The organism is Cyanobium sp. ULC082 (genome assembly GCF_977927535.1).
The window spans coordinates 1323181-1341988 of record NZ_OZ376397.1 but is presented as its reverse complement, the minus strand read 5'-3'; the positions used below and the strand labels follow the sequence as shown (position 1 = coordinate 1341988).

Annotated in this window: 15 protein-coding genes; 3 read left to right on the top strand and 12 right to left on the bottom strand. The window is 66.0% G+C overall.

Annotated features, from left to right (window positions below; translation table 11 throughout):
• Positions 1-6: 6 nt before the first annotated feature.
• The 8 genes from ACXMDY_RS07195 to ACXMDY_RS07160 form a co-directional block, all read right to left on the bottom strand.
• Positions 7-1566 carry a glycosyltransferase family 39 protein gene (locus ACXMDY_RS07195; RefSeq protein ID WP_259702262.1) on the bottom strand — a complete coding sequence of 520 codons (1560 nt, stop codon included), beginning with the start codon at positions 1564-1566 and terminating at the stop codon, positions 7-9.
• Entirely contained in the window at positions 1559-2479 is a 921-nt protein-coding gene (gene ccsB, locus ACXMDY_RS07190) for a c-type cytochrome biogenesis protein CcsB (RefSeq protein ID WP_259702263.1), read from the bottom strand. Before ccsB ends, ACXMDY_RS07195 begins: the two co-directional genes overlap by 8 nt.
• A 47-nt stretch (positions 2480-2526) precedes the next feature.
• On the bottom strand, positions 2527-3705 hold the full coding sequence (locus ACXMDY_RS07185) for an LptF/LptG family permease (protein ID WP_259702264.1): 1179 nt from the start codon (positions 3703-3705) through the stop codon (positions 2527-2529).
• A gap of 26 nt (positions 3706-3731) precedes the next feature.
• The gene (gene lptB / locus ACXMDY_RS07180; RefSeq protein WP_259702265.1) at positions 3732-4460 is read right to left on the bottom strand and encodes an LPS export ABC transporter ATP-binding protein; all 729 of its coding nucleotides are present in this window, start codon (positions 4458-4460) and stop codon (positions 3732-3734) included.
• A complete protein-coding gene (locus tag ACXMDY_RS07175; protein ID WP_259702266.1) occupies positions 4457-4963 on the bottom strand; it encodes an LptA/OstA family protein in 507 nt (168 codons plus the stop codon). Before ACXMDY_RS07175 ends, lptB begins: the two co-directional genes overlap by 4 nt.
• A gap of 158 nt (positions 4964-5121) precedes the next feature.
• Positions 5122-5577 (bottom strand): DUF309 domain-containing protein, encoded by a 456-nt coding sequence (locus tag ACXMDY_RS07170; protein ID WP_259702267.1) that lies wholly within the window; start codon positions 5575-5577, stop codon positions 5122-5124.
• Entirely contained in the window at positions 5574-7382 is a 1809-nt protein-coding gene (gene typA, locus ACXMDY_RS07165) for a translational GTPase TypA (RefSeq protein ID WP_259702268.1), read from the bottom strand. The genes ACXMDY_RS07170 and typA overlap by 4 nt, the downstream gene beginning before the upstream one ends.
• A 20-nt stretch (positions 7383-7402) precedes the next feature.
• Positions 7403-8152: a M15 family metallopeptidase gene (locus ACXMDY_RS07160; protein WP_259702269.1), complete on the bottom strand. Its 750-nt coding sequence runs from the start codon at positions 8150-8152 to the stop codon at positions 7403-7405.
• 154 nt (positions 8153-8306) lie between these two features.
• On the opposite strand from ACXMDY_RS07160, the gene chlP reads away from it, so the two are divergent.
• Entirely contained in the window at positions 8307-9722 is a 1416-nt protein-coding gene (gene chlP, locus ACXMDY_RS07155; RefSeq protein ID WP_259702270.1) for a geranylgeranyl reductase, read from the top strand.
• 6 nt (positions 9723-9728) lie between these two features.
• Here the strand turns inward: chlP and glyS are convergent, their stop codons facing one another.
• Positions 9729-11894 (bottom strand): glycine--tRNA ligase subunit beta, encoded by a 2166-nt coding sequence (gene glyS, locus ACXMDY_RS07150; RefSeq protein ID WP_259702271.1) that lies wholly within the window; start codon positions 11892-11894, stop codon positions 9729-9731.
• An 87-nt stretch (positions 11895-11981) separates the two neighbouring features.
• Between glyS and sir the strand changes: the two genes are divergently transcribed.
• Together sir and ACXMDY_RS07140 are read left to right on the top strand one after the other, a co-directional pair.
• The gene (gene sir / locus ACXMDY_RS07145; RefSeq protein ID WP_259702272.1) at positions 11982-13715 is read left to right on the top strand and encodes a sulfite reductase, ferredoxin dependent; all 1734 of its coding nucleotides are present in this window, start codon (positions 11982-11984) and stop codon (positions 13713-13715) included.
• A 71-nt stretch (positions 13716-13786) separates the two neighbouring features.
• Positions 13787-14194, top strand: coding sequence for a hypothetical protein (locus ACXMDY_RS07140; protein ID WP_259702273.1), 408 nt, complete (start codon positions 13787-13789; stop codon positions 14192-14194).
• On the opposite strand, the gene ACXMDY_RS07135 is transcribed toward ACXMDY_RS07140, so the two are convergent.
• From ACXMDY_RS07135 to ACXMDY_RS07125, 3 genes are read right to left on the bottom strand one after another with little or no spacing between them, the layout of a single operon-like run.
• Positions 14158-14874 carry a M15 family metallopeptidase gene (locus ACXMDY_RS07135; protein ID WP_259702274.1) on the bottom strand — a complete coding sequence of 239 codons (717 nt, stop codon included), beginning with the start codon at positions 14872-14874 and terminating at the stop codon, positions 14158-14160. The two genes, ACXMDY_RS07140 and ACXMDY_RS07135, sit on opposite strands and share 37 nt — an antisense overlap.
• A gap of 34 nt (positions 14875-14908) precedes the next feature.
• On the bottom strand, positions 14909-17401 hold the full coding sequence (gene recG / locus ACXMDY_RS07130; protein ID WP_399244129.1) for an ATP-dependent DNA helicase RecG: 2493 nt from the start codon (positions 17399-17401) through the stop codon (positions 14909-14911).
• Positions 17359-18774, bottom strand: coding sequence for a hypothetical protein (locus ACXMDY_RS07125; protein WP_259702275.1), 1416 nt, complete (start codon positions 18772-18774; stop codon positions 17359-17361). The genes recG and ACXMDY_RS07125 overlap by 43 nt, the downstream gene beginning before the upstream one ends.
• Positions 18775-18808: the final 34 nt, after the last annotated feature.

Sequence of the window (18808 nt, the reverse complement as noted above, 5' to 3'; positions counted from 1 at the left end):
GCGCGGCTATTTCTTCCGGGTTGCCCCTGGCCCGTAGCGTCTGGGCAAAGGACGGTTGATCGGTCCGAACCGACTGAATTCCAGCTCAACTGCCGGTTTGCCGGAGCGGTTGACCGTGACGACCCCAAGCGGTTGCAGATTTCCCAGCCAGGGGAGCCAGGCGGGACGAGCCAGAGGTTTTCCGGGCTCAAGGATGCCGAACAGCACCCCACTGGATCCGACATAGCCATCGGCGCGTTGCCACCAGGCGAACCCCCTGGAGTCCTTGTTGAAGGTGGTGTACTCGGCCTTCAGCTCAGGGCCCAGGGCCAGGGCCAGAAATCCAGGCAGCTCGTAGCGGTTGCCGGCGATCAGCTCGGCTTCCTGCAGCGCCTTCCAGATTGCCGGATGGCGCTGCAGATCCCTGCGCAGGCTGTCGGCAGGCATCAGCTCGCTGGAGGTATCGAGGCCCGGGGGCAGCAGGCCATCGAACATTCCCCAGCGCACCTGCAGGGCCAGAACCAGCAGCAGCGGTGGCAGGAACACGGCCGTGCCCCAGGCCCCCAGTCTGATCCCCCTGCGGCACCAGTGCCGGTGTGGGCCAGCCAGCCAATCGCCAGCCAGCGGCAGCAGCAGCCACCAGGCCGGCACCAGCCAGCTTGCCAGCACATGCAGTCTTCCGGCCAGGAGCAGGAAAGCAATCAGCTGCGGCAGCACCAGCCAGCGCAGAAGCTGTCGGTGTGGTGCCGCCCCATCAAGGCCCGGCCGGGGCAGCAGTGCCACCAGCAGCACGGCGCCGATCGTCGGGAAGAGCAGCGCCAGCTGGGAGAGCAGGAACAGGGGTGGGGCTTCGAAGGCGTAGGCAGCGCCTGCACCGATCCTGCCGCCCTGGAACAGGAAGGATGCCCAGCCATTGCTCAGGTTCCAGAGCCATAACGGAGCGGAGACCAGCAGCCAGACCAGCAGTGCAACGGCGGGCCAGGGGCTTGCGTACCGCCGGCGGCGCTCCCTGCTGGCCAGGGTCCAGGCCAGCAGGGAGAGCAGCAGCAGCAAGGCGTGGTACTTACCAAGGGTGATCAAGCCGAGCAGGGCACCCAGTCCGATCGCCTGCCTGGCCGTGCCGGGCACGACCTGGGGGTGTCTTGACAGCCAGCAGAGCAGGGCCGCCATGGCCAGTAGCAGGGGGCTGTCCGGCAACAGCAGCACGCCACCGCAGAGGAACAGCAGGGGGCAGATACTGCCGATCACGGCGCTGAGCAGCCCGGCATTCCGGCCAAACCAGCGACCGGTCGCATCAGCCAGCAGGGCGAGGGCGAGGGTGTAGCTCAGCAGCGACGGGATGCGCAGGGCCAGAATCGAGCCGCCAAGCCGATGGCCGAGCCAGGCCCACAGCCCCACGGCTGCGGGATGATCGAAGTAGCTCAGGGCTGGATGAAGGCCGTAGAAGAGGTAGTAGGCCTCGTCGTACCCCGGCGGCAGGATGGCAATCAGGGCAAAGCGAAGCAGCAGCCCTGCCAGCAGCACAAGCGGCAGCAGCCATCTGGGCTGCAGAACACGTCCAGGCCCTGAGGCCTGTGGCTCAGTCACCGAGGAACCAGCCGTAGCTGTGCAGACCGATGCCGAGCAGGTTCACGCCGATGTAGCAAACCAGGATCACCACCAGTCCGGCCACCGCCACCAGGGCCGGCCTGCGGCCCTGCCAGCCTCGGCTGAGCCGGGTGTGCAGATAGGCGGCATAGACAAGCCAGCAGATCAGGGCCCAGGTTTCCTTCGGATCCCAGCTCCACCAGCTGCCCCAGGCCTCGTTCGCCCAGACGGCCCCACTGACCAGACCAACGGAGAGCAACAGGAAGCCGACGGTGATCGTTCGGTAGCTGAGGCTGTCGAGCTGCTCGTTGATCCCGATCGAGACACTGCTGAGCTGCAGTTCGCCGGAGGGGGTGGCCAGCTTGGCCTGGCGGTACCCACCGCTGCCGATTGAACTGCTGCGCAGTTGAAGGGTCTGCTGACGCTCGGTGAACAGCACCGCCAGGGAAAGCAACGAGCCCACCAGCAGAGCCGCATAACTCACCATGATCACGCTCACGTGCATGACCAGCCAGCTCGATCGCAGGGCCGGCACCAGCGGAGCGGCTTCCTGGAGGCGATCCGGCAGGGCGAAGCTGGCAAAGGCAACACAGCCCAGGGCAATCGGCGTGGTGGCGGCCGGAACCAGGGGTGAGGGCCATGAGCGCTCCACCAGCAACTGGGTGAGGCTGCAGGCCCAGGCCAGAAAGCAGAGCGATTCGTAGAGGTTGCTGATCGGGAAATGGCCCGATTCCCACCAGCGCAGGGTCAGTTGGGCCGTCAAACTCAGATTCGCCGCCGCGACCAGAACACGCACGAGGGTGCTGGGGGTGGCAGAGCTGACGCTCCAGAACGCCAGCGGCAGGGCGAGCAACAACAGACCGAAGGCCAGCAGGCCAAGGGCGAGAACCGGATCGGTCACGGCAGCCAGCACGGGAAGGGGGAACAACGGCTCTTGCCAGTCTGCCTGGACATCCAACCTCAGCGACTGGCCTGGCGCAGCAGCAGCAGTCCGGTGGCCAGCCCGACCAGGACCGGAGCCCAGGCGGCCAGGAAGGGTGAAAGGGTGCCCTTCACCCCCAGCGAACTGAAGATGAATGACATCAGGTAGTAGGAAAAGATCAGCAGCACACTGATCCCGAACCCCTGGCTGCGGCTGGTGCGGGCATCGGGGCGAACCCCGAGGCTGCTGCCGATCAGGCCGAACACCAGGCAGATGGATGGAAAAGCGAATTTCTCCTGAATCCTCACCCGCATGCGGCGGGCTTCCTTCCGGTCACCGGCTTCCCTGAGCAGCTTCTCGGCGCTGATCGCCTCGGACACCGACATGGCGGCGGCATCCTTGGGCAGGGCAGCCAGCTGCAGGGGTCCCTGGTCGAGCGGGTAGAGGTAGCGGCTGAAACGCGCCGAGGTGGTGGTGGCGTCCCTGTTGTCGATCAGCACCACCTTGCCGTCCCGGAATTCCCACATCCCCTCGGCAGGGCTCCAGATGGCCCGATCAGCGCTGAGGATCTGGGTTCGCCCGTCACGGGTGAAATCCAGCACCGTGACATCGATCATTTCTCCGTCCCTGAACTGTCCGGCGTAGAAGAGCTGGGAGAGATAGCGCTCACTTCCGGATTCCGCATCCTTGTTTTCCCGGCGGCTGAAGCGGGAATAGATGATGTTGCTGCCCTTCTCGGCGGCCACCGCCTTGCCGAGGGCCTGGTTGAGCACATCGCTGGCCTGCAGGTTGGCATTGGGCACGATCAGGTCGTTGAACAGGAAGGTGACCAGGCTCATCAGCACCGCCACCAGGAGGGCTGGAACGACCATTCGCCAGGTCTTCACCCCGAGGCTGCGCAGGGCTGTGAGCTCGCAGTTGCTGGAAAGCCCGCTGTAGGCCAGCAGGGTGGCCATCAAGGTGGCCATCGGAAACGACAACACCAGAAACCCCGGCAAGCGCAGACCCAGCACCTGCAGGGCCACCCCGATCGGCAGCCCCGATTCGGTCACCCGGCGCACCAGTTCGAACACCACCCCCACCGAGAGGGATACGGCGGTGAAGGCGGCGATACCGAACAGGAGCGGGGGGACCAGCTCCGCGACCAGCCAGCGGTCCAGCAGGGGAAGTGGCCTGAGCACAGGCAGGTGTTGCCAGCCCTGGCTGGGCCGGCTCAAAGGCGGGTTGGCTCCCTGCACCTGATTCACAACTGAAAGGCCTCCCCGAGGTAATGCCGTCGAACCAGCGGATCCGCCGCGACCACCTCGGAGCGGCCGGCGGCCAGGATGCTGCCTTCGGTGAGGATGTAGGCCCGATCGGTGATGGCCAGGGTTTCCCGCACGTTGTGGTCCGTGATCAGCAAGCCCATCGACCGCTCCCTCAGGGTGCCGATCAGGGCCTGCAGATCGGCCACAGCCAGCGGGTCGACGCCGGCGAACGGTTCATCGAGCAGGAGATAGCGGGGCCCCCTGGGACCCACAGCCAGAGCCCGGGCCACCTCACAGCGCCGTCGCTCCCCCCCTGAGAGTTGAAAACCGAGACGGTGCTGGAAGCGGCTCAGGTGGAAGTCCTCGATCAGCTGCTCAAGGCGTGTGCGGCGAATCCCCGCCGGTGCACCACTTTCCTGCAGCGCCAGCTGCAGGTTCTGCCTGACGCTGAGCTGACGGAAGACGCTGGGTTCCTGGGGTAGATAGCCGATTCCCAGGCGGGCCCGTTGGGGCATGGCCAGGCCTTCGACGGCACGGCCATCGAGCATCACCCTTCCCCGGTCGGGCTTCAGCCTGCCGGTGACCAGATTGAAGGTGGTGGTCTTGCCGGCTCCGTTCGGGCCGAGCAGCCCCACCACTTCGCCGGGATGGAGTTCGAGGCTGACGCCCTTGACCAGGGGGCGGCCGCCGAGGCTGAGGGCGACCTCCTCAAGTTGGAGACTCATCGGGGCGCCGCAGTCCCTGGGCTGGCGTTGTTCTGCTGGAGGCGGAGCCGACTGAACACCTGCTGGCCGCTGCCGGGCTCCGCCAGAACCCTCTCACTGTCCACCAGGTAGACCACCCGCTCGGCCCGCAACAGATTTCCCCCTTCCTGGATCACATCGACATCGCCGGTCAGCACGATCCGGCCCTCCTTGGTGAAGTACTGGGCCTGGCGGGAGGTGGCCACCAGGCGCCGATCCGGATAAAGAATCCTGACGTTGCCGATCGCCGTGATGATGCCTGTGGCGTTGTCGGCCTTCTGGCTGTCCGATTCAATCGTGACCAGGCCGGTCGGCTGCGCTGCTGGCGGTGGTGGAGTTGCCGTTGCCGCGGCTGGAGTGGCGACGGGGACGGTGGCTGCGCCCTGGGCCCAGGCCCGAGGAGCGCTCAGCAGAACCAGCACCAGCAGCAGCGCACCCAGAGGCTGGTTCCGGGGATGTCGGGAGAGGGGCCGACCAGGGTTCATGGTTTGGCTGCTCCGTTGGGGATCAGCATCAGTCCGGTCCAAATCAGGCGTGAATCAGGCGTGAATCAGGCAGTGCCGGTGGAAAGCCTGAAGCGCAGGGGCGCTCGGCTGTTCATTTGGCGTGGAAATCGAGAGAATGGCTCTCAGACGAACGGCCATCAAATGAATGGCCTCAATTCAGCAGGGCCCTGCAGGGATGGATGGCCATTGCAGCTGACCGGGGAGAGACTGGGAAGCGGCAGGCTGCCCGGATCTCCGTTCTGTTGCAGACAGTGCAACCGGCCGCTGACCTGAGCGCGCAGCGGGCCGAGATCCAGCCCGAGCACCTCGTCAGGGAAAGGGGCCAGGCGCCCCAGCCCCTCGCCCATCAAGACCGTGGCTCCATGCCGGTTACCGCGCTCAAGATGGAGATGGGCCACAGCGATCTGCAGCAGGGATTGGAGCACGATCCGGTCCTGGCCGAGGGATTCATGCCAGAGCTCTTCCAGGCCGTCGTGGCATGGATACCAGGCGGCCTGGTTGAAGAGGGTGACAGCCGCAACGAAGCGGGGATCAAGGGCCAGATCGATCGGGGCCGGACTCGATGTCCGCCAGCCGGTGGGCCGGTCCGTCATCGCTTGGCCGGCTTCTTCATCGCCAGTTTGCGCAGACGGATCGACTCAGGCGTCACCTCCAGCATTTCGTCGGGTCCGATGTATTCCAGGGCGCGCTCCAGGGTCATCTGGATCGGGGACTGGAGGGTGTCGAGCACCTCAGCGCCGGCCGAGCGGATGTTGGTGACCTGCTTGGCCTTGCAGACATTCAGTTCCAGGTCGGGGGGACGGTTGTGTTCGCCGACGATCATCCCCTTGTAGACCTTCGTGCCCGGGGTGATGAAGAACTGACCCCGGTCTTCGGCGCCCTTGAGGGCATAGAAGGTGGCTGTTCCTTCTTCGAACGAAATCAGCACGCCGTTGCGCCGTGCTTCGAAATCCCCCTGCATCGGGCGGTACTCGAAGAAGGAATGGCTCATGATCCCCTCGCCACGGGTGGCGCGAACGAATTCGCCGCGGAAGCCGATCAGGCCCCGGGCGGGCACCACGAATTCCAGCTGGGTGCGTCCGTCGGCACCGGTTTCCATGTTCTGCATCTCGCCCTTGCGCATGCCGAGCTTTTCGATGCAGTTGCCGACAGCCTCTTCAGGCACGTCCATCACCAGGGTTTCAACGGGTTCGCAGGGGGTTCCGTCGATGGTGCGGAAGATCACTTGGGGCTGGGTGACCTGAAACTCGTAACCCTCCCTCCGCATCGTTTCGATCAGAATTCCAAGGTGAAGCTCACCCCGGCCGCTCACCGCGAAGCGATCCGGTGAGTCGGTGTCTTCGACCCGCAGGGCCACGTTGGTGAGCAGTTCCTTCTGAAGCCGATCCCGCAGCTGGCGGCTGGTCACGAACTTGCCCTCCTTGCCCGCGAACGGTGAATCGTTGATGACGAAGGTCATCTGGAGGGTGGGTTCGTCCACCCGGATCAGCGGCAGGGCCTCCGGGTGATCAGGGCAGGCGATCGTTTCGCCGATGTTGACCTCATCGAAACCGGCCACGGCCACCAGGTCACCGGCGTGAGCTTCGGCGATCTCAACCCTGGAGAGACCTTCAAAGCCCAGCAACTTGCTGATCCTGCTGCGCTTGATGCTGCCGTCATCGCGAATCAGCGCCGCCGTCTGGCCGGCCTTGATGGTGCCGTTGTGGACACGACCGATCACGATCCGGCCCAGAAAATCGGAGTAGTCGAGGGTGGTGACCTGGAGCTGCAGTGGCTTGTCCACATCGCCGACCGGGGGCGGCACATGGCGGAGGATCGCATCGAACAGCGGCTTCATGTTGTCGCTGTCGGTGGCCATGTCCGGCTTGGCAAAACCGCCCATGCCGCTGCCGAACAGGTAGGGAAAATCACACTGGTCGTCGTCGGCGCCCAGTTCCAGAAACAGATCGAGCACCTTGTCGACGGCCTGCTCAGGATCCACCCGGGCCCGGTCGATCTTGTTGATGAACACAATCGGCCGCAGACCCTGCTCCAGCGCCTTGCGCAGCACGAAGCGGGTCTGGGGCATCGGGCCTTCGTTGGCGTCGACGATCAGCAGGGCGCCATCCACCATGCCCAGCACCCGCTCCACTTCGCCGCCGAAGTCGGAGTGGCCCGGCGTGTCGACGATGTTGATTCGTGTGTCGCCGTAGGTGACGGCCGTGTTTTTGGAGAGGATGGTGATGCCGCGTTCCCGCTCCAGGTCGTTCGAGTCCATCACGCAGGTGGGAACGGCCTCTCCATCCCGGAAAATCCCCGACTGCTGCAACAGCGCATCCACCAAGGTGGTTTTGCCATGATCAACGTGGGCGATGATCGCGATATTGCGTATCGGGGCGCGCTGGGATGGGGCGCTCATGCAGCGGCAGAATCAATTGATCACCTTATCTCAGCCCCTCGCCTGGCCGCTTCGAACAGTTTCAGCGCTTCAGCCGATCCTTCGAAACGCCAGTGCCACGGTTCGTAGCTGACCCCCTGCCTGTTGCCCTTCGGAAAGGAGAGCCTGAAGTGGTGACGGTTGGCATGGCGCTCCAGCCAGGCGAAAGCCGGGGTGGTCTCGAAGGCATCCTTCAGGTTCGTGCCGGGGCGGGTTCCGTCGCCGAGGTCGAAGGCCAGGCCGGTGCTGTGTTCGGAAAAACCCGGCGGGGCACTCACCTTGGCCCGCTCGGCGGCACTTTGATTGCGTTCCGCCTTCACGTCGAAGAACAGCTGCTTCTGCAGGGCCAGGTCGCGAAACCCGCTCAGAACACGGAGATCAACGCCATCGGCTGCTGCCTCCCGCTGCATCGCCAGCAGGGGCTCGGCTGCGTCGCGATGGGCTTTGAGGCCTGGAGCCACCTGGATCAGCTGATCGGCGGAGACTTCCGGAAAGGGGAAATGACCCAGGAGGCGACCATCGAAGCTCCGCTGGGAGCCGAAGCCTGCGAGGGGGTCGGGGTCGAGGATCGTTCTGGCCAGAGGCACGATCACCACGAGAAGAAACCCGAGGGCCGCCAGGCCTGCGGCGCCGAGCACCAGTGGTTTGAGTGGGCCAGACGCTGCCGGGATCGGTCGAGCCGTTCGACGGGCTACCGGGATCTCGTGGGGCAGCTCTCGCGTGGGGAGCTTGGAGCGGGCACGGGGTGTCACTCCTGGAGGCACTCCCCGTGGCACTCCTCGTGGAACACGCCGTTCAAACAAGCTTGGAGACAATCTTAGGGCTGTGCCATCCATGCTTCAACGCAGGGCCGGTCTTCGGTGTTAGCTTCCAGCTCAAGATCGTTCCAGCGGAGCAGGTTTCAAGATGTTGCGAGTCGCAGTTGTGGGTGGCGGCCCGAGCGGATCCTGTGCTGCTGAAGTGCTGGCCAAGGCGGGCATTCAGACCTGGCTGTTCGAGCGCAAGCTCGACAACGCCAAACCATGCGGAGGCGCGATACCGCTGTGCATGGTGGCTGAGTTCGATCTGCCCGCATCGATCATCGATCGGAAAGTTCGGAACATGAAGATGATTTCCCCTTCCAACCGGGAAGTGGACATTCATCTCGGTGACGAGAATGAATACATCGGCATGTGCCGCCGAGAGGTGATGGATGGTTTCCTGCGCGATCGCGCGGCCTCTATGGGCGCTCAATTGGTCAACGGCCTGGTTCAGAGCATCGATACCGGTGTGAATCGGCAGGGCCCTTATACCCTTCAATACGCTGACTATTCTTCAGGGGGACCCACCGGAGAGATCAGAACCCTGGAAGTGGATTTGATCGTGGGCGCAGATGGGGCCAACAGCCGGGTGGCCAAGGCCATGGATGCGGGTGATTACAACGTGGCGATCGCCTTTCAGGAACGCATCCGCCTTCCCAAGGAAGAGATGAGCTACTACGAAGACCTTGCCGAAATGTATGTGGGCACCGACGTCTCGCCTGACTTTTATGGCTGGGTCTTTCCGAAGTACGACCATGTCGCTGTTGGCACCGGCACGATGCAGCAGAACCAGAGCCTGATCAAAAGCCTCCAGAAGGGCATCCGGGCCAGGGCCAGCGCCCGTCTGCTCGATGGTGAGGTGATCAAGGTGGAGGCCCATCCGATCCCGGAGCATCCCCGCCCTCGCCGGGTCGTGGGCCGGATGGCCCTGGTCGGGGACGCAGCCGGTTATGTCACCAAGAGTTCAGGTGAGGGGATTTATTTCGCGGCCAAGAGTGGACGGATGTGCGCCGAGCAGATCGTCTCGGCGAGCGATCAGGGGCGGACCATTCCATCGGAGAAGGACCTCAAGGTTTATATCAAGAAGTGGGATCGCAAGTATGGTGCAACCTACAAGGTTCTTGAGATCCTTCAGAACATTTTTTATCGCAATGATGCGGCCCGAGAAGCGTTTGTCGAAATGTGTGACGACAAAGATGTGCAGCGCCTGACTTTTGACAGTTATCTGTACAAGCGGGTGGTGATGATGAATCCCTGGCAGCAGATCAAGCTCACTCTGATGACGCTCGGCTCGGTGCTGCGCGGCCAGGCTCTCGCTCCGATTGCCTACAAGCCGGTGGCCAGCGCGGTCCGCAGTCCCGAAGAGATGGAAGCCCATCGTCTGGCCAGGCTGCAGGCATCCCCTGAATCAGCACCCCACCAGCAGCAGCCTGATCCCGTTGGCGGACCCCTCCAGCCCCCTGCCCCGGCAACTGCCAAGGACAGTGGGGCCCGGGAGCCTGTGCTGGCCAGCAAAACCTGAGCCGTCTCAGCTCGCCAATCTGCTGAAGTCGGCCAGCACCAACGACTGGTTGCGCAGCACGCCGAGCAGATTCAGCCGATTGGTGCGCACGGCTGGATCGTCAGCCATCACCATCACGCTGGTGTCCCCATCGAAAAAGGCCGCCAGGGCAGGGGCCCCACCGATCAGTTCTGTGGCCAGGGTCCGGTAGCGATCCTCGGCCTGGTCGGCGGTGATCGGCAGGAGGTCTTTGAGCACGCGCAACATGCCCTGTTCACTTGCTGAGCTGAACAGAGCCGGATTCACCACGGCCATGGGGTCGAGGATCGTGGTGTCGAGACTGCCTTTCTCGGCCAGTCGGCTGGCCCGTTGGACCACGGCCTGCAGGGGGGCCAGGGCTCCGGTGGACCGCAGTTCGGCGAGCAGTTCCACCCGCCGGCGGACATCGGCCACATCCGCCACCAATCGCCCCGCTGCCGCCCTGTCCCCCGCCACGGCCTGAACCAGGTCGGTATCGAAGCCCTGCTCCTCCAGCAGGTTGATCAGCCGCAGCCGCACCACGTCGGTCAGCTCCGTGGCCAGTGCAGCCGCATCCAGGCTGAGTTCCGGGAGCTGTTGCTGCCAATGGGCTGTCCCGTCCTGCAGGACGGTGCTCAGGTCCAGGGCCCAGCCCCGCTCCAGAAGGATCTGCACAAGGCCGTTGCCCGCCCTTCGCAGGGCGTAGGGGTCGGATGAGCCGCTGGGGCGCTCCCCCTTGGCATAGACGCTCAGCAGCAACTCCAGACGCTCCGCGAGGGCGACGATGGCGCCGGCATCGGAGCTGGGCAGCTGATCAGCGGCTCCCCGGGGCAGATAGTGCTCCAGGACGGCCAGGGCAACAGGCCTGGCTTCCCCTTCGGCCAGCGCGTACTTGGCGCCCATCACCCCCTGGAGTTCAGGAAACTCGCCCACCATCTGGCTGACGAGATCGTTCTTGCAGAGGTGGGCGGCCCGGCGGGCGCTGAGGGCCGAGCTCTCCGGCAGATTCAGCTGATCCAGCAACAGGCCACTCAGCCACTCCAGGCGTTCGGCCCGATCCAGGAGGCTGCCCAGTCCCTCCGCGAAGGTCACGCTGGCGAGTTGTTCTCGCCGCTGCTCACTGGTGACGGCCCGGTCTGCCGCCAGGAAGAATTCCGCATCGGCCAGTCGGGCCCTGAGCACCCTTTCATTGCCGCGCCGGATGGTCTCGATCGCTTCTGGCCTGCCGTTGCCGATGCAGAGAAAGCGGGGAAGCAGCGTTTCGGTGGCGTCGAGGGCCAGTGGATCATCAGGAGCTTTGGCGTGCAGCAGGGGGATGTAGCGCTGGTGGGTGCGCATCACCGTGCTGAGCACTTCTAGTGGCAAGGCCAGAAAGCGCTCCTCCACCCGCCCCTCGATCAGGGAGGGCGACTCCACCAGGTCAACGAGTTCCTCGAAGAGTTCGGTCGGGAAATCTGGACGGGCCGAGCAAGTGGATGCGGCTGTCTCGACCGCCTCCCGGATCCAGCGGGCCCGATCCTCACGCTCCACCTGAACCCCTGCAGCGGCAAGGGTCTCGGCGTAGGCCGCCGCTGCCGGAATCGTCACGACGGCCCGGCTGAGCCGGTGGCCGCGGCTCAACCGCCCGCTCCGCACCACCGGATCGCAACCGGGCAGCTCGATCGGGATCGGCTGCTCATCGAGCAGGGCCACCAGCCAGCGGACCGGTCGGCTGAAGCGCTGCTCCCCCTCACCCCAGCGCATGAAGCGTCGTCCTTGCAGGGCGTTCACCCAGCCAGGGATCTCGCCAGCCAGCACCGCTGCGGTGGACTGACCGGCCTGGCGGGTTCTGGCAAACACGAAGGGCCCTTTGGCCGTCTGGCGAATCTCCAGGTCGCCGATGGCGACGCCGCAGCGACGGGCGAAGCCGTGGGCGGAGGGGGTGGGAGCGCCATCAGCGAAGGCCGCTCCGGCCGGCGGGCCCTTGCGGTCCTCTTCCAGGTCCTGCTGGTGGGAGGGCAACGCCGCGACGGTGATGGCGAGACGTCGTGGTGTGCCGGTGCTTCGCACCAGTCCATGGCCGAGCCGCTGGCTGCTCAGAGAGGCGCGCACCTGTCGCTCCAGCTGGGGCAGGGCCAGGCGAACGAAATCGGCCGGCAGTTCTTCAGTGCCGATCTCGAGCAGAAATGTGGCCACGGACGCCTCTCGGACGCCATCGACTGTATTGAACGCCTTTGGGTCGCAGCCGCTTCGCTACCTTCGAGAGATGCTGGCGAAGCCTTTGTGACCTCTTCCCCGCCTTTGAGCAAGTTCGAGCAACTCAAGGCGCGCAGCGACCATCTCAGGGAGCCCCTTGCCACCGAACTGGAGAACGACAAGCCGTTCTTCACCGATGGTGCTGTTCAGATCCTCAAGTTCCACGGCAGCTACCAGCAGGACAATCGCGACCATCGCCAGAAAGGCCACGAGAAGGACTGGCAGATGATGCTGCGGCTGCGCAGCCCGGCGGGTCTGATTCCCGTGCCGCTCTACCTGGCCATGGATGACCTGGCCGACCGGCTCGGCAACGGCAGCCTGCGGGTCACCACCCGCCAGGCCTTCCAGATGCATGGCATCGCCAAGGCCGATCTGCGGGAAGTGATCGGCACGATCGTGCGGGCGATGGGCTCCACCCTGGCCGCCTGTGGTGACATCAACCGCAATGTGATGGCACCGGCGGCCCCCTTCGAAAAGGGCGGTTACCCGGCGGCCCGTCGCCTCGCTGACGCGATCGCCGATCTGCTCTCACCCCAGGCGGCTGAAGGGTCGTATCTCGATCTCTGGGTGGATGGCGACCACCGTTACCGGTTTCAGCCCGAGGCGGCCGTGAAGCGGGCCCGCGAACGGCAGCGGCAGGGAGCCCTGTTCAGTGGCGACGCCACCGAGCCCCTCTACGGCGGCACCTATCTGCCCCGCAAATTCAAGGTGGCGGTCACGGTGCCCGGTGACAACTCCGTTGACCTGCTCACCCAGGACATCGGTCTGGTGGTGTTCTGCGATCCAGCCGGGCGGCTGCGGGGCTGCAACGTCTACGTCGGTGGCGGCATGGGACGAACCCACAACAAAGAGGACACCTTCGCCCGCACCGCCGATCCGCTCGGCCATGTGGCTGCGGAGCACATCCTCGATCTCGTTCAGGCCATTGCCGCCCTGCAGCGCGACCATGGCGACCGGGAACTGCGGCGTCATGCCCGCATGAAGTATCTGATCCACGATCGCGGCATCGCCTGGTTCAAGCAGGAACTGATCCGTTACTTTCCCCACCCGATCAAGGCCCTGCGGCCGGAGCCGAAGACCAAGCTTCACGACTATCTCGGCTGGCACCGCCAGAGCAGCGGCCTCTGGTTCGTCGGGCTTCCCCTGCTCTGCGGTCGGCTGGAGGGAGCTGTCAAGCAAGGGCTGCGGCAGCTTGTCGAGACCTATCAGCTCGATGTGCGCCTCACTCCGAACCAGGATCTGCTGCTCTGCAACATCGGCACCAGCCAGCGCACGACGGTGCGCAACGCTCTGGCTGCTCTGGGTTTCGTCGCACCTGAGGCTCCCGCACGGCTGGCCCGTCACGCCCTGGCCTGTCCGGCCCTGCCCACCTGCGGGCTGGCCATCACCGAAGCGGAGCGGATTCTGCCCTCGGTGCTCGATCGTCTCGATGGCCTGCTCCGCCGGCTGGACATCGACCAACCCGTGCTCGTGCGCATGACCGGTTGCCCCAATGGCTGTGCCCGCCCCTACATGGCGGAGATCGGGCTGGTCGGCAGTGGGGTGGATCAGTACCAGCTCTGGCTGGGAGGGACTCCCAACCTCAGCCGGCTGGCCACCCCTTACCTCGAGAAGATGCCCCTCGAACATCTGGAGACCACCCTTGAACCCTTGCTGCGGGACTGGAAATCGAACCCAGGCGGCGGCAGAGCGGCCAGCTTCGGAGATTTCGTCGGCCAGCTCGGCCCCGAGCGGGTGCGGGCCCTGCTGCCAGCTTGCTGATGCAACGCGTTAGCCGGCCCGGGATCAGGCCGCTCCATGGCGGGTCTGTTCACAGCGGGCTCATCCACAGGATGGTTCGGCTCGGCTTGATTGCGCTGCTGGTCGAGGTGCTGGTTGCCCTTTTCCCGGCCGGCCGCCTGATCGGCTCGACGGCCTTGCTGCCGGGCGCCCTGGCCCAGGGCCGCACGATGCCCACACCACCAGCCGCCCCCGTACGGGTCTACCGCCCCGATTTCGCCACCTGCCAACCGGATCACCTCACTGCCGCCTTTCGCCGCCAGCTCGACCAGTTCGTGGGACAGTCTCCCCAGGTGATGGCCCGGCTGCGCACGCTGCAGCTGGAGCTTGGTGAGGCCACTCTGCGCAGCTGCGCCGACCAGAACCTGATCAGCCGGGAGGTGGCGGAGCAGATCTGGCGGGATCTGCAGACGATGCCTCTGCCTCAGGCGCCGCCGGGCACAGGCAGCCAGCGCCCGTAGACCGCCGAGGCCTGAGCGGATTGCCAGGCCCAGAGCTGGTCGCCATGGCTGAAATGCCACCACTCATTGGGGTGCTGGCAGAAACCCGCCGCCGTCATCGCGGCCCGGAGCCTCAGCCGGCGGTGGTGCCAACGGGCCGGATGACCGTCGCTTTCCAGATCGAAGTCCGCGTAGTGGTCGGGTTCGGACACCGGATCAATCGCATCGATCTCTCCACCCATGGCCAGCGGCTCGCCACTGGCCTCTGCCAGGGTCAGATCCACGGCAGCACCGGTGCTGTGGGGCGGGGGCATGGACGGATCCTGGCTGGGCGGCGCCCAGAAACGCCCCACCTCCAGCCGGATCGCCTCGCGCTCCGGGCTGGCCACGGCGGCATCCACCCCCCTGGCGGCGCAGGTGCTGAGCAGGGCGTGCTCGACCATGAAGGCCTGCACGGCCACCGGCCGCCAGGCATCGAAGATCGCCAGTCGCCAGGTCGGTTCGTGGCGCTGCAGCTCGGCCTCGGCGATCAGCAGACGTTCGACCACAGCCCTGCGCAGTTGGAAGGGGGAACCACTGGCTCCATAGGGGGCGCCGAGTTCCATGTAGGGATGGGGCAGGAGGCGATGCAGGGCCAGCGGCAGCTCGATCAGGGGATCGTCGTTGTCGTGGATCGGGATGACGTTCCAGGGACGTGACACAGCGGCATGGGGCGGACCGACGGAGCGGCGGTGCTCAATTCAAGCGGGCCGCTTCAGCCTGGCGCTGTTCGCTCAGGGCGCGCTCCAGGCCAGGGTGTCGCTGCAGGTCGGGATCCTCTTCCAGAATGGCGCTGGCCTCCTGACGGGCCAGATCCAGCACGTCGCCGTCGTCGGTGAGGCTGGCCAGGGCCAGGTCCGGCAGACCCGACTGACGGGTGCCGAGCACCTGCCCCGGCCCCCGCAGACGCAGGTCCATCTCGGCGATCTCGAAGCCATCGCTGGAGCGCACCAGCAATTCCAGCCGCTGCCTCGCCTGGGGGGCGCGACTGTCATTGATCAGCAGACAGTGGGAGGCGGCGGCACCCCGACCCACCCGCCCGCGCAGCTGGTGGAGCTGGGCCAGCCCGAATCGATCGGCGTGCTCGATCACCATCACGCTGGCCTCGGGGACGTCCACGCCCACTTCCACCACGGTGGTGGCGACCAGCACATCGGTCTGCCCGGCCGCGAAGGCGGAGATCGCCGCCTGCTTCTGGCGGCTGTCGAGGCGGCCATGGAGCAGACCGACCCGCAGGTCGGCGAATACCTCGCTGCTCAGCTGCTCATGGACCTCGACCGCCGAGCGGAGATCCAGCGTCTCCGATTCCTCCACCAGGGGAAGCACCACATAGGCCCGCTGCCCCTGGGCCACCTGGTCACGGATCAGTTCGTAGGCTTCCAGGCGTTCGCTGCCCCGCAGTAGCCGCGTGCGGATCGGGGTACGACCGGGGGGAAGTTCATCGATCTGGCTCACCTCCAGATCGCCGTGCACCGACAGGGCGAGGGTGCGGGGAATCGGCGTGGCGGTCATGGTGAGCAGATGCGGCTGGAGGCCCTTGCCGAGCAGGCGGTTGCGCTGTCGCACCCCGAAGCGGTGCTGTTCATCCACCACCACCAGCCCGAGCCGGGCGAAATGCACGGGATCCTCGATCAGAGCGTGGGTCCCGACCAGCAGTTGCGACTGGCCGTTGGCCAGATCCTGCAGCAGTTCCCGGCGCCTGAGACGCGATGTGGAGCCGGTCAGCAGGTCGGCGCGGATCTGCAGCTGGGGCAACCATTCCCCCAGCTTGCGGGCGTGCTGCTGGGCCAGCACTTCGGTGGGTGCCATCAGGGCCCCCTGACAGCCGGCCTCGATCGCGGTGAGCAGGGCGGCGATCGCCACCACGGTTTTGCCACTGCCGACATCCCCCTGCACCAGGCGCGCCATCGGCCGCTCCCGGGCGAGGTCGGCGCGGATCTCGCCCAGCACCCGTTGCTGGGCCGATGTGAGCGGAAAGGGCAGCAGCTCCAGAAAGGCAGCCACGAGGCTGGATTGCCCCGGCGGCAGCAGCAGGGGCGGCGAGGGGCGGCTGCGCAGCTGCTGACGGCGGCGCAGCAGGCTCAGCTGCAGCAGCAGAAACTCATCGAAGACCAGGCGGTGCCGGCTGGCCTTGAGCTCAGCCTGATCCACCGGGGCATGGATGCCCTTCAGGGCCGCGGCACGATCGAGCAGGTTCAGCCGCCGCCGCAGGGTGGCCGGCAGCGGATCCCCCCAGGGGGCGGCGGCCGGCAGCACCGCCTGGATCGCCTGACGCAGCCGCTCGGCACTCAACCCTTCGGTGAGCCCGTAAACCGGCAGCAGACGGCCGATCTGCTCAGAGCGCACGGGCGCGCCCGGACCATCGAGCACCTCGATCAGGGGGTCCTGCAGGGTGGGTCCCCAGGGCGTCTGCTTGACCAGGCCACTGGCGGCCAGGGTGCTGCCCGCGGGGTACTGGCGTTCCTGGGCCCGTAACCAGCCTGTTGATGCGAATCGCTTGCCGTTGAAGAACTTGCTGAGGCGCAACCGACCGGTGATGTCCTGCACCTGCAGCTCCAGGATCGACAGGTTGGGGTTGCGCGGGCTGGTGAAGGCATGGTTGCGCCGCACCGTGGCCACGACCGTGGCGGTTTCGCCCGGCACCAGGGCGTTGATCCGGACCAGGTGGGCGTAGTCGAGATAGTCGCGGGGGTAATGGCGCAGCAGGTCGGCGGCGAGCAGCAGCCCAAGGCCCGCCAGCTTGGTGGCCAGCTTCGGCCCGATGCCGGGCACCTCCGACAGCGGGGTGTTCGGCCCGATCGGGGTCGGCCTCGATGGGTTCGCCCCCCCCTGCCGCGGCAGGGGAGCCAGGCGCAGCCTCGGTGGGGCAAAGGGGGAGGCGGGCTCCAGGCTTTGCCGCAGCCGATGCAGCGCCTCCCGGCAGCGTCGGACCAGGTTCTGGCGACCGGCCAGGCTCAGCTGGGCGTAGCGATCGAACTCAAGGTCGAGGGGCGCCAGCCCCGCCGAGGGTTCGCGGCAATGGCGGGCGAGGAAGACGCTGAACCGTTCCTGCCTGCCCTCCAGGTCCGGAAAGCCCCGATCCGCTTCGATCTGCAGGGCCTTCTGCAGGGTCGCGATCCACTCCGCTCCCACCTGGGGGGGGCGGCTCAGGGGGGAGCCGGCAGGTTGGTCTGGCTGTCCTGCAACCACTGCTGTTCCGCTTCGAGGGCCTGGGTGCGCCGCTGCCAATGGCGGTATTGCCGAGCCATTTTGCGCACATCCTGCCGCCGCTGCTCCAGTCGGCGCCGGCAGGTGCGCAGGCGCGCTTGATCGAACTCCAGATCACTGCTGCGCAGCAGCAGGCCGATCGCCTCAAGTTGTCCGGCCATCGCCTCAGGAGCGAAGGGCAGGGATAGGCGCAACAGATTGGCAGGAGCAGGCATCGCTTCGATCTGGCCGTCGAGCACGGCATCGAGCAGGTTGATCGGCAGCAGGCTGCGGGTCAGGCCGAGCCGCAGCAGATCGAGATTGATGGCGTGGGACAGGTTGCGTAACCGTCGCTGCAAGGCACGATCCAGCACCTCCCACCAGCGCAGCAGCGCGATCGGCTGGTCGGGCAGCACAACCGGTGAGGCCCCGTCTTCAGGGTCGGCTGGAAGCTCCTGCTCCTCGTCTTCCTCCCTGGTGGCATCGCGACCGAACTGCTCGGAGGCCATGGCGAAGAGTTGCTGCAGGCCCTGGTTGGAGCGAAGCGCGTCGAGCCGCCCGGCTCCGAGATCGCCGGGAGCGTCTTCCTCCTCATCCATCTCCATATCCTCCAACTCCTCCGTCTCCTCCAACTCCTCCATTTCCTCCTCATCCCCAACTTCCCCAGCTTCCCCACTTTCCCCAGCTTCCGTGGCTGTTTCGTCGTCTTGATCGCCAGCTTCCTCAGCGCAATCGCCAGTGTCCGCTTCGGCTCCCCCGGCCTCCGGTGAGGCCTCGTCGGCCCGGTGATCAGCGGCTGCAGCGAGATCGTCTGGATCGGCCTCGATGCCAGTTGGAGGGGGCTTCCCCGCCGGCGAGAGGCCAAGGGCGGCCAGGCCGGCCAGCCCTGGCAGGCCGGCGGAAAAGAGGTCGGCGGAGAGCGGCAGATCGAGGCCGAGCCGCACCGAACCCGGCGGAAGCGGGCCCTGGCTGGCTGGATCGTCGCCGGAGGAGTCTTGTTCTGGCTGGTCGGTCAGGGCGGCGATCAGTCGTTGCTGCTCGCGTCGATGCAGCCGTTTCTGCTCCGACTGAACCTGCCGGCCGAGCACGATCAGCTGCTCCAGGGTGAGCAGGGAGCCGCAGCGTTCCACCAACTCCCTCAGCCGCCGTTGCAGTTCCTGGCGTCGACCCTCTTCGAGGGAGCCGTAGCGCTCCGGGACCAGCTGGGTGGCCACATGGAAGGCCGCCTGCTGAACGGCCATCGGCAACCCCTCCCGCAACACCTGGAAGTAGAGGGTCAGCTCGTGAACCAGCGCGGCATTGGATTGCTCAAGCCGCTGCTGCATCCGCTGCAACTGTTCCCTCGCCTCGCTCAGTGCCGTGGCTCTGCGGTCCAAGGCCTTGCCGTTGTTGAAAGGGTGCGGGCGGTGG